This window comes from Streptomyces sp. SID10853, from assembly GCF_010548145.1.
GTDB lineage: Bacteria > Actinomycetota > Actinomycetes > Streptomycetales > Streptomycetaceae > Streptomyces.
The window spans coordinates 1-11052 of the sequence record NZ_JAAGLN010000231.1; the positions used below are offsets into that span (position 1 = coordinate 1).

The window sequence follows — 11052 nt, forward strand, 5'->3', positions numbered from 1 at the left end:
GCCACGGCCGCCGAGGCGCCCGCTGCCGAGGCCCCTGCCGCCGAGGCGCCCGCCGCCCCGGCCGCGGACGCCGAGCAGTCCTGACCCTCACCCGGTTCGGTCGTTGACGGCGGAGGCCCCCGGGCCTCCGCCGTTCACCCGTAAGATCTTTCAGACTTCGAGAGAGAATTTCACGATCATGGCGAACTACACCGCCGCTGACGTCAAGAAGCTCCGCGAGCTCACCGGCGCCGGCATGATGGACTGCAAGAAGGCGCTCGACGAGGCCGACGGCAGTGTCGACAAGGCCGTCGAGGCGCTCCGTATCAAGGGCCAGAAGGGCGTCGCCAAGCGCGAGGGCCGCTCCGCCGAGAACGGCGCGGTCGTCACCCTCATCGCCGACGACAACACCTCCGGTGTTCTGGTCGAGCTGAAGTGCGAGACGGACTTCGTCGCCAAGGGTGACAAGTTCCAGGCTGTCGCCAACGCGCTCGCCGCGCACGTCGCCGCGACCTCCCCGGCCGACATCGCGACGCTCCTCGCGTCCGAGATCGAGGCTGGCAAGACCGTCCAGGCGTTCGTCGACGAGGCCAACGCCAACCTCGGCGAGAAGATCGTCCTGGACCGCTTCGCGCAGTTCTCGGGCGTCTACGTCACCTCGTACATGCACCGCACCATGCCCGACCTGCCCCCGCAGATCGGTGTCCTGGTCGAGCTGGACAAGGCCGACGCCGACCTCGCCCGCGGTATCGCGCAGCACATCGCCGCCTTCGCGCCGAAGTACCTGGACCGCGAGGACGTCCCGGCCGAGGTCGTGGAGGCCGAGCGTCGCGTCGCCGAGGAGACCACGCGCGCCGAGGGCAAGCCCGAGGCCGCCCTCCCGAAGATCGTCGAGGGCCGGGTCAACGGCTTCTTCAAGGACGCCACGCTCCTGGGCCAGCCGTATGCCCTGGACAACAAGAAGTCCGTCCAGAAGGTTCTCGACGAGGCCGGTGCCACCCTGAAGCGCTTCTCGCGCATCAAGGTCGGCATCTGAGTCTGTACGCGATCCACCGAAGACCCCGATAGGGTCTGACGCAGTCGTCCGGGTCCGCGCCGGACGGCCGCAGATCTGACGAGGAGGCCATTGCCGCACAGGGAACCGCAAGGACCCCCGGCAATGGCCTTCTTCGTATGCGCACGAGGAGAATCTCCATGGAACAGGCCGACAAAAACGCCGACATGACCGACGACGGCACTACCGGCGACGGCAAGAGGCACGGCCGCTTCATGCTGAAGCTGTCCGGCGAGGCGTTCGCCGGCGGCGGCGGCCTCGGCGTCGACCCCGATGTCGTGCACGCCATCGCCCGCGAGATCGCGGCGGTCGTCCGTGACGGCGCCGAGATCGCGGTCGTCATCGGCGGCGGCAACTTCTTCCGCGGCGCCGAGCTCCAGCAGCGCGGCATGGACCGGGCCCGCTCCGACTACATGGGCATGCTCGGCACGGTCATGAACTGCCTCGCCCTCCAGGACTTCCTGGAGAAGGAGGGGATCGACTCCCGCGTCCAGACCGCCATCACCATGGGGCAGGTCGCGGAGCCGTACATCCCGCTGCGTGCCGTCCGGCACCTGGAGAAGGGACGCGTCGTCATCTTCGGCGCGGGCATGGGCATGCCGTACTTCTCGACGGACACCACCGCAGCGCAGCGCGCCCTGGAGATCGACGCCGAGGCGCTGCTCATGGGCAAGAACGGGGTGGACGGGGTCTACGACTCCGACCCGAAGAAGAACCCCGACGCGGTGAAGTACGACGCGCTGGAGTACAGCGAGGTACTGAACCGCAACCTCAAGGTCGCCGACGCGACCGCCATCACCCTCTGCCGTGACAACAGCCTGCCGATCCTCGTCTTCGAGTTGCTGGCCTCGGGCAATATCGCGCGGGCCGTCAAGGGTGAGAAGATCGGGACTCTTGTGAACGACCAGGGCACCCGGGCCTGAGAACCGGGCGTCGGCCGTTCGGGAGAACCAAGGGGCCACGCGGTCACAAGGCCGGGAGGCCGAGAGGCCAACAGGACCGACAAGAACCTGCCGGTCGGACACCGTGCAGGGCAAGACGCGGGTTTACTCCAGGGCCTGAGAACGCGGGCCCACTCAAGACATGCAGGAGCAAGTGGTGATCGAAGAGACCCTCCTCGAGGCCGAGGAGAAGATGGAGAAGGCCGTCGTGGTCGCCAAGGAGGACTTCGCCGCGATCCGCACCGGCCGTGCGCACCCGGCGATGTTCAACAAGATCGTGGCGGAGTACTACGGCGCGCTGACCCCGATCAACCAGCTCGCCTCGTTCTCCGTGCCGGAGGCCCGGATGGCCGTGGTGACCCCGTTCGACAAGACTTCGCTGCGCAACATCGAGCAGGCGATCCGCGACTCGGACCTCGGCGTCAACCCGAGCAACGACGGCAACATCATCAGGGTGACGTTCCCCGAGCTGACCGGTGAGCGCCGCAAGGAGTACATCAAGGTCGCCAGGACCAAGGCGGAGGACTCCAAGATCTCGATCCGCTCCGTCCGCCGCAAGGCCAAGGAGACGATCGACAAGATGATCAAGGACGGCGAGGTCGGCGAGGACGAGGGCCGCCGCGCCGAGAAGGAGCTCGACGACACCACCGCGAAGTATGTCGCGCAGGTGGACGAGCTGCTCAAGCACAAGGAAGCCGAGCTGCTCGAGGTCTGATGAACGACTCTTCCTGGGGTGCCCCGCAGAGCGGCCATCCCGTCGGGGAATGGCGACCCGCCCCCGACCAGGGCGCTGTCCCGGCGGGTCCCGCATACGGCGAGCATGAAGTTGAGCAGACTCGGCCCATGCCCATCGTGCCCGACGCAGGCAGAGACGCCGAAGACGGCGGCCGTGACCATGACGGCCGTGCCGACCACGACCGGGGGGCCGCTCGCCCGAGTGGCCCCCCGTTCCGTGACGAGACCCCGCAGGAGCCCGTGCCGGCCCCGCCGCCTCCCGAGAAGAAGAAGGCCGGCCGTGATCTGCGGTCGGCGATAGGGGTCGGTCTGGGCCTCGGCGTCGTGGTGATCGCCTCGCTCTTCTTCTGGAAGGCCGCGTTCGTCATCGTGATCGCGGTCGCGGTGGTCGTCGGTCTCTGGGAGCTGACCTCCCGGCTCGGTGAGCGCAAGGGCATCAAGGCGCCGCTGGTACCGCTCGCGGTGGGCGGCGCCGCCATGGTCGTCGCCGGGTACGCGCGGGGGACCGAGGGCGCCTGGATCGCCATGGCGCTCACGGCGCTCGCCGTCCTGGTCTGGCGGATGACCGCGCCACCGGACGGCTACCTCAGGGACGTCACGGCTGGGGTGTTCGCCGCCTTCTACGTGCCGTTCCTGGCGACGTTCGTGGCGCTGCTGCTGGCCGCCGACGACGGGCCCTGGCGGGTGCTCACGTTCCTGGTGCTGACCGTGGTCAGCGACACGGGTGCGTACGCGATCGGCTGGCGCTTCGGCAAGCACAAGCTCGCACCGCGCATCAGCCCCGGAAAGACCAGGGAGGGGCTGTTCGGGGCGGTCAGCTTCGCGATGGTGGCGGGCGCGCTGTGCATGCAGTTCCTGATCGACGACGGGCAGTGGTGGCAGGGTCTGCTGCTCGGTCTCGCCGTCGCGGCCAGCGCCACCCTGGGCGACCTGGGCGAGTCCATGATCAAGAGGGATCTCGGGATCAAGGACATGGGAACGCTGCTGCCTGGCCACGGCGGGATCATGGACCGGCTGGACTCCCTGCTGCCCACCGCGCCCGTCGTCTGGCTGCTGCTCGTGCTGTTCGTCGGGTCCTGAGGGCCGGTGTCCTGAAAACCGGGTTTCCTGAGAACCGGGTTTCCTGAGAACCGGGTCCTGGAAGCAGGGTCCTGAAAACCGGTGCAGGAGACCGGACGTCCACGTCCGCGACCTGCTGCTTCACCGAGGGAGGGCCCGCTGTCCACAGGACGGCGGGCCCTCCCTCCGCTGTCTGCGACACTGGATGGACCATGCCTAAGCCCGGAGAACTCACTTTCGTCGCGCCCCGCGGAGCCAAGAAGCCCCCGCTCCACCTCGCCGACCTCACGCCCGCCGAGCGCAAGGACGCCGTGGCCGAGACCGGCGAGAAGCCGTTCCGCGCCAAGCAGCTGTCGCAGCACTACTTCGCGCGGTACGCCCACGACCCCGCCGAGTGGACCGACATCCCGGCCGCCTCGCGCGAGAAGCTGCGGGAGGCGCTGCTCCCCGACCTGATGAGCGTGGTGCGCCACATCAGCTGTGACGACGACACCACCCGTAAGACGCTGTGGAAGCTGCACGACGGCACGCTCGTCGAGTCCGTCCTGATGCGCTACCCGGACCGGGTGACGATGTGCATCTCCTCGCAGGCCGGCTGCGGAATGAACTGCCCGTTCTGCGCCACCGGCCAGGCCGGCCTCGACCGCAATCTCTCGACGGCCGAGATCGTGCACCAGATCGTCGACGGCATGCGCGCGCTGCGCGACGGCGAGGTGCCCGGCGGGCCCGCCCGGCTCTCCAACATCGTCTTCATGGGCATGGGCGAACCGCTCGCCAACTACAAGCGGGTCGTCGGCTCGATCCGCCGGCTGACCGACCCCGAGCCCGACGGCCTCGGTCTCTCGCAGCGCGGGATCACCGTGTCCACGGTCGGCCTGGTGCCCGCGATGCTGCGCTTCGCCGACGAGGGCTTCAAATGCCGCCTCGCGGTCTCGCTGCACGCGCCCGACGACGAGCTGCGCGACACCCTCGTCCCGGTCAACACCCGGTGGAAGGTCCGTGAGGTGCTGGACGCGGCCTGGGAGTACGCCGCGAAGTCCGGCCGCCGGGTCTCCATCGAGTACGCGCTCATCCGCGACATCAACGACCACGCCTGGCGCGGCGACCGGCTGGGACGGCTCCTCAAGGGCAAGCCCGTCCACGTCAACCTGATCCCGCTCAACCCGACGCCGGGCTCCAAGTGGACCGCGTCCCGGCCGGAGGACGAGAAGGCGTTCGTCGCCGCCATCGCCGCGCACGGAGTCCCCGTGACCGTACGGGACACCCGCGGCCAGGAGATCGACGGAGCCTGCGGACAGCTGGCCGCCGCCGAGCGGTAGGGCCCGTGTAACGTGGGGCGCACATTTTCATATTCCGACAGGGGAGCGCCACAGCGCTGAGAGTGCGGCCATGCCGCAGACCCTCTGGACCTTGCCCGGGTCATTCCGGGTAGGAAGTTCGGTCACTACTCAAGCTGTTCAGCCCTGCCCGCTCTCCCGCGGGCAGGGCCGCGTCTCTTCCTGGATGTCCATCCCAGGAGGAATCAGTGAGCACCACCAAGCGAGCGCGCACGGCCCGCAGAACGCTCAGCACCAGGAAGCTGACCGTCACCGCGCTGGCCGCCGCACTGGGCGTCACAGGGCTCGCCGCCTGCGGAGGCTCCGACGGCTCGGGCTCGGGCGCCAAGAACTCCAAGGTCGTGACACTCGTCAGCCATGACTCGTTCGCCGCGTCCCCTGCCGTGCTCAAGGAGTTCACCAAGGAGACCGGCTACACCGTCCACGTCCTCAAGAGCGGGGACGCGGGCGCCGCGCTCAACCAGGAGATCCTCAGCAAGGGTTCCCCGCGCGGTGACGTCTTCTTCGGTGTCGACAACACCCTGCTGTCCCGGGCGCTCGACAACGGCCTCTTCACGCCGTACCGGGCGAAGGGCCTGGACCAGGTCGAATCCGCCGTACAGCTCGACGCGAAGAAGCACCGGGTGACACCGGTCGACAGCGGCGACCTCTGCGTCAACTACGACAAGAAGTACTTCGCGGACCACAAGCTCGCCCCGCCCCGCACCTTCGACGACCTGATCAAGCCGCAGTACAAGAACCTGCTGGTCACCGAGAACGTCGCCACCTCCTCACCGGGCCTGGGCTTCCTGCTCGGCACGGTCGGGCGGTACGGGAACGACGGCTGGCAGGCGTACTGGAAGAAGCTCACGGCCAACGGAGTCAAGGTCGACGACGGCTGGGAGCAGGCGTACAACAACGACTTCTCCGGATCGGCCGGCGGCAGGAAGGCCAAGGGCGACCGGCCGCTCGTCGTCTCGTACGCGTCGAGCCCGCCCGCCGAGGTGCTGTACGCCAAGCCGCAGCCGAAGACCGCCCCGACCGGCGTCGTCACCTCCACCTGCTTCCGGCAGATCGAGTTCGCCGGGCTGCTCGGCGGGGCGAAGAACGAGGCGGGCGGCAAGGCCCTGATCGACTTCCTGATCAGCAGGAAGTTCCAGGAGGACATGCCGCTCAACATGTTCGTGGACCCGGTGGTGAAGGGCGCGAAGGAGCCCGCGGTGTTCACGGAGTTCGGCGCGAAGGTCACCAGGCCCGAGACCGTCGCACCCGCCACGATCGCCAAGAACCGTGACCAGTGGGTCAAGTCGTGGTCCTCGATCGTCCTGAAGTAGCACCCGAGGTGCAGGCCGGGCCCGCGCCGGCGGCCGGGGCGGCCCGGCGCCGCACGGCGGTCGGGCTCGCGCTGATGGCGGTGCCCGTCGTGTTCTTCGCGGTCTTCTTCGCCTACCCGGTCGCGGCCATCGTCGGCCGCGGCCTCAAGGCGGGCGGCGCCTGGCAGTTCGGGCGGATCGGCGAGGTACTGAGTGAGCCCGGCATCCTGCACGTGCTGTGGTTCACCACCTGGCAGGCGTGCGCGTCGACCGGGCTGACCCTGCTGATCGCGCTGCCCGGCGCGTATGTCTTCGCCCGCTTCGACTTCCCCGGCAAGCAGCTGCTGCGCGCGGTGGCGACCGTGCCCTTCGTGCTGCCCACCGTCGTCGCCGGGACGGCGTTCCTCGCGCTGCTCGGCCGCGGCGGGCTGCTCGACCAGCTGTGGGGCGTACGCCTGGACACCACGGTCTGGGCGATCCTGCTCGCGCATGTCTTCTTCAACTACGCGGTGGTCGTCAGGACCGTGGGCGGCCTCTGGGCCCAGCTCGACCCGCGCCAGGAGGAGGCCGCGCGGGTCCTGGGCGCCTCCCGGTTCGCCGCCTGGCGGCGGGTGACCCTGCCCGCGCTGACGCCCGCGGTGGCCGCGGCCGCGCTGATGGTCTTCCTCTTCACCTTCACCTCCTTCGGGGTGGTGCAGATCCTCGGCGGACCCGGCTTCTCCACACTTGAGGTGGAGATCTACCGGGAGACCGCCGAACTGCTCGACCTGCCGACCGCGGCCGTGCTGACCCTGGTGCAGTTCGCCGCGGTCGGAGCGATCCTCGCGCTGCACGCCTGGACCGTTCGGCGCCGGGAGAGCGCGCTGAGCCTGGTCGACCCGGCGCTGACCTCGCGCCGTCCGGCGGGCGCCGGCCAGTGGACGCTGGTCGGCGGGGTGCTCGCGGTCATCGGCGTACTGATCCTGCTGCCCCTGGGGGTGCTGGTCGCGCGGTCCCTGGACGGCCCCGGCGGGTACGGCTTCGCGTTCTACCGGGCGCTCCAGTCGCAGGGCGCGGGCGGCGGTACGTTCCTGGTCCCGCCGGTCGACGCGATCTGGAACTCCGTGCGGTACGCCGTGGTCGCGACCGGGATCGCCCTGGTCATCGGCGGACTGGCGGCCGCGGCGCTCACCCGGCGGGCCGGGCGGCTGGTGCGCGGGTTCGACGCCCTGCTGATGCTGCCGCTCGGGGTGTCCGCGGTCACTGTCGGCTTCGGGTTCCTGATCACCCTCGACAGACCGCCGCTCGATCTGCGTTCCTCCTGGATCCTGGTGCCGCTCGCCCAGGCGCTGGTGGGCGTGCCGTTCGTCGTACGGACGATGCTGCCGGTGCTGCGCGCCGTGGACGGACGGCTGCGGGAGGCCGCGGCGGTCCTCGGCGCCTCGCCGCTGCGGGCCTGGCGCGAGGTGGATCTGCCTCTGGTGCGCCGGGCGCTGCTGGTCGCCGCCGGGTTCGCGTTCGCCGTGTCGCTGGGGGAGTTCGGGGCGACGGTCTTCATCGCCAGGCCCGACAATCCGACGCTCCCGGTGGCGGTGGCACGGCTGCTGGGGCGGGCCGGTGAGCTCAACTACGGGCAGGCGATGGCTCTTTCCACGATTCTGATGCTGGTGTGCGCCGTGTCGCTGCTGGTGCTCGAACGCATTCGTACCGACCGCTCGGGAGAGTTCTGATGCTGCAACTGGACGGTGTGACGGTCCGCTTCGGGCAGCGGGTGGCGCTGGACGCGGTGGATCTGACGGTCGCGGAGCACGAGACGGTCTGTGTGCTCGGGCCCAGCGGCAGCGGCAAGTCGACGCTGCTGCGGGTGGTGGCCGGGCTGCAGCCCGCGTCCGCCGGGCGGGTGCTGCTGGACGGCGCCGACCAGAGCGGGGTGCCGGTGCACCGGCGCGGTGTGGGGCTGATGTTCCAGGACCATCAGCTCTTCCCGCAGCGCGACGCCGGGAGCAATGTGGCCTTCGGGCTGCGGATGCGCTCCGTGCCACGGGCCGAACAGGAGCGCCGGGTCGAGGAGTTGCTGGAGCTCGTCGGTCTGCCCGGCGCCGGGCGGCGCGCCGTGGCCGCACTGTCCGGCGGGGAGCAGCAGCGGGTCGCGCTGGCCCGCGCGCTGGCGCCGCGCCCCAAACTGCTGATGCTGGACGAGCCGCTCGGCCAGCTCGACCGCAGTCTGCGCGAGCGCCTCGTGGTGGAACTGCGCGGTCTTTTCGGCCGGCTGGGTACGACCGTGCTCGCCGTCACCCACGACCAGGGCGAAGCCTTCGCGCTCGCCGACCGGGTCGTCGTGATGCGGGACGGGCGGATCGCCCAGACCGGCACCCCGCTGGAGGTCTGGCAGCGGCCGGCCTCGGAGTTCGTCGCACGGTTCCTCGGCTTCGACAATGTGGTGGCCGCGACCGTCACCGGCCGGGCCGCGGACACCCCGTGGGGCAAGATCCCGGTGCCGGACGGGTCGGCGCAGGGGGAGGGCCGGCTGCTGGTGCGGCCGGCCGGTGTACGGCTCGCGGCGCCGCGGGACGGGCTGCGCTGCACGGTGGAGGCGCGTACGTTCCGGGGCAGCCATGTGGCCGTACTCCTCAGCCCTGAGCACGGCCCGCAGCTGGAGGCGGAGTGCCCGCTGCTGACGGCGCCCGCTGTAGGCGAGACGGTGGGGGCGGTCTTCGAGGCGGCCGATGTGGTCCTGCTGGCCGCGCAGGGGTGACGGCGCTGCCCGGGCGGGTGGCGGGCCGCGGTCACCGGGCCGGGTGCTCCGGCAGGACAAGTCCGGGCCGCCCGGGAGAACATCTGAGTGACCTCCGCAAGGGACGGACACCATGAGCACCGGCACCAAAGAGACGGACACCACGAGCACCGGCACCATGAGCACCGGCACCAAAGGGACGGACACCACGAGCACCGGCGCCTTGAGCACTGCCGCCGTGTGCACTGCCACCGTGGGCGCCGCCGGCAGGAGCACCGTCACGATGACCACCGGAAGGACACCATGACCACGCCGAAGAACACCGCGAGCGAGGCCGACGGCATCACCCTCACCCGAGTCCTGGACGCGTCGCGCGAGCGGGTCTTCCGGGCCTGGACCACGCCCGCGCAGTTCGCCGCCTGGTACGGCGGTGACGCGCCGGCCCCGCTGGACCGGGTCACCATGGACGTACGCCCCGGCGGGAAGTGGAGCCTGGTGCTGGTCGTGCCGGGCCACGGCGAGATGCCCTTCCACGGTGTCTACCGCGAGGTCGCACCTCCGGAGCGGCTCGTCCTCACCCTCAAGGACGCGGGGGCGCCCGACGACATCGAGGGGGAGAAGGTCACCGTCACCCTCGCCGACCTGGGCGGCCGTACCGAGATGGTCTTCCACCAGGGCGGCGGCAACCTCAGCGCCGATGAGTACCAGAACGCCGCGGCCGGGTGGGGCGCCTTCTTCGACACCCTTGCCCGGGTACTGGCCGAGGGCTGAGGACGGCCTCAGAAGACCATCCGGGCCAGCGCCTCGGGCGCCTCGTCCACGCTGTCGACCAGGGCGATACGGGACTCCATCGGCCGGCCCTTCGCCAGCGCCCGCAGCAGCGGCCAGGCGGGCAGTTCCTCGGTCCAGTGGGCGCGGTCCACCAGGACCATCGGGGACGGCTCGCCGTGCGAGCGGTAGTAGTTCGGGGTCGCGTTGTCGAAGATCTCCTGGACGGTGCCCGCGGCCCCGGGCAGAAAGACGACGCCCGCGGTCGAGCGGGCCAGCAGCCCGTCCTCACGGGTGGCGTTCGCGAAGTACTTGGCGATGTGCCCGGCGAAGGCGTTCGGCGGCTCATGGCCGTAGAACCAGGTGGGGATGCCGACCGAGTCCCCGCCGTCCGGCCAGCGCTCGCGCACCTGGAAGGCCGCGCTCGCCCATTCGGAGACGGACGGGCTGAACGACGGTGCCTTGCGGAGGAGTTCGAGGGCCTCGTCCAGCATCCCGTCGCGGAAGGGCGCGGCGTACGCACCGAGGTTCGCGGCCTCCATGGCGCCGGGGCCGCCGCCGGTGGCGACGGTCAGACCGGTGCGGGCGAGGGTGCGGCCCAGCCGGGCCGCCCCGGCGTACTCGGCGGTGCCGCGGGCCATGGCGTGGCCGCCCATCACGCCCACCACCCGTGCGCTGTCGAGGTGTTCGTCGAGCGCGTCCGAGATCGCGTCGTCGTGGATGGAGCGCAGCATCGAGGCGAATATGTCGCCGTCGTTCCCGGTCCGCCGGAACCAGGCGTACGCACGGGCGTCGGGGGTCGCGTCGTAGCCGCCGTCCGCCAGGCCCGCGAAGAGCTCGTCCGCCGAGTACAGCAGCCCGCGGTACGGGGCGAACGGCAGACCGGGGACCGGCGGGAAGACGAGCGCGCCCGCAGCGCCCACCGCTGACTCGGCCTCGGGGCGCATGGGGCAGCCCAGGAAGACCGCGCCGGATGTGTCCGCGCTGAGCAGGGTGTCCGTACGGTCCGTCAGGTCGACGGCCTGAACGCGGTATCCGCCGAGCGGCCCCCGGGCGGCCGCCCGGTCGAACTCGGCCAGGGACTCGATCTCGCGGTCACGCTCAGGTGTGGTGGGCATCCGGTCATCGTAGGGGAGCGCGCCGACGGGCCCGGCGGCGCGGCGCCGTAGCCCTG

11 protein-coding genes and 1 riboswitch are annotated in these 11052 nt (G+C 70.6%); of the genes, 10 read left to right on the plus strand and 1 reads right to left on the minus strand.

The window, feature by feature from the left end:
* Window positions 1–178: 178 nt before the first annotated feature.
* From tsf to G3I19_RS29785, 10 genes are all read left to right on the plus strand, one after another.
* Window positions 179–1015 carry a translation elongation factor Ts gene (gene tsf, locus G3I19_RS29740; protein ID WP_164266817.1) on the plus strand — a complete coding sequence of 279 codons (837 nt, stop codon included), beginning with the start codon at window positions 179–181 and terminating at the stop codon, window positions 1013–1015.
* Window positions 1016–1200: 185 nt separating this feature from the next.
* Window positions 1201–1956, plus strand: a complete 756-nt coding sequence (pyrH, locus tag G3I19_RS29745; protein ID WP_164266825.1) for a UMP kinase — start codon at window positions 1201–1203, stop codon at window positions 1954–1956.
* A gap of 175 nt (window positions 1957–2131) precedes the next feature.
* Window positions 2132–2689 (plus strand): ribosome recycling factor, encoded by a 558-nt coding sequence (gene frr / locus G3I19_RS29750; protein ID WP_164266826.1) that lies wholly within the window; start codon window positions 2132–2134, stop codon window positions 2687–2689.
* Complete coding sequence (locus G3I19_RS29755) at window positions 2689–3789, plus strand: phosphatidate cytidylyltransferase (protein WP_164266818.1); 1101 nt, start codon at window positions 2689–2691, stop codon at window positions 3787–3789. Before frr ends, G3I19_RS29755 begins: the two co-directional genes overlap by 1 nt.
* A gap of 191 nt (window positions 3790–3980) precedes the next feature.
* Entirely contained in the window at window positions 3981–5087 is a 1107-nt protein-coding gene (gene rlmN / locus G3I19_RS29760) for a 23S rRNA (adenine(2503)-C(2))-methyltransferase RlmN (protein WP_164266819.1), read from the plus strand.
* 29 nt (window positions 5088–5116) lie between these two features.
* A riboswitch (TPP riboswitch) is annotated at window positions 5117–5221 on the plus strand.
* Window positions 5222–5347: 126 nt separating this feature from the next.
* Window positions 5348–6418 (plus strand): thiamine ABC transporter substrate-binding protein, encoded by a 1071-nt coding sequence (locus tag G3I19_RS29765; protein WP_203600598.1) that lies wholly within the window; start codon window positions 5348–5350, stop codon window positions 6416–6418.
* Between the two features lie 74 nt (window positions 6419–6492).
* Entirely contained in the window at window positions 6493–8106 is a 1614-nt protein-coding gene (locus G3I19_RS29770; RefSeq protein ID WP_164266827.1) for an iron ABC transporter permease, read from the plus strand.
* The gene (locus tag G3I19_RS29775) at window positions 8106–9131 is read left to right on the plus strand and encodes an ABC transporter ATP-binding protein (RefSeq protein WP_164266821.1); all 1026 of its coding nucleotides are present in this window, start codon (window positions 8106–8108) and stop codon (window positions 9129–9131) included. Before G3I19_RS29770 ends, G3I19_RS29775 begins: the two co-directional genes overlap by 1 nt.
* A 112-nt stretch (window positions 9132–9243) precedes the next feature.
* Window positions 9244–9417 carry a hypothetical protein gene (locus tag G3I19_RS29780; protein ID WP_164266822.1) on the plus strand — a complete coding sequence of 58 codons (174 nt, stop codon included), beginning with the start codon at window positions 9244–9246 and terminating at the stop codon, window positions 9415–9417.
* The gene (locus G3I19_RS29785; RefSeq protein WP_164266823.1) at window positions 9414–9881 is read left to right on the plus strand and encodes an SRPBCC domain-containing protein; all 468 of its coding nucleotides are present in this window, start codon (window positions 9414–9416) and stop codon (window positions 9879–9881) included. Before G3I19_RS29780 ends, G3I19_RS29785 begins: the two co-directional genes overlap by 4 nt.
* A gap of 8 nt (window positions 9882–9889) precedes the next feature.
* Here the strand turns inward: G3I19_RS29785 and G3I19_RS29790 are convergent, their stop codons facing one another.
* On the minus strand, window positions 9890–10996 hold the full coding sequence (locus G3I19_RS29790; RefSeq protein ID WP_164266824.1) for an LOG family protein: 1107 nt from the start codon (window positions 10994–10996) through the stop codon (window positions 9890–9892).
* Window positions 10997–11052: the final 56 nt, after the last annotated feature.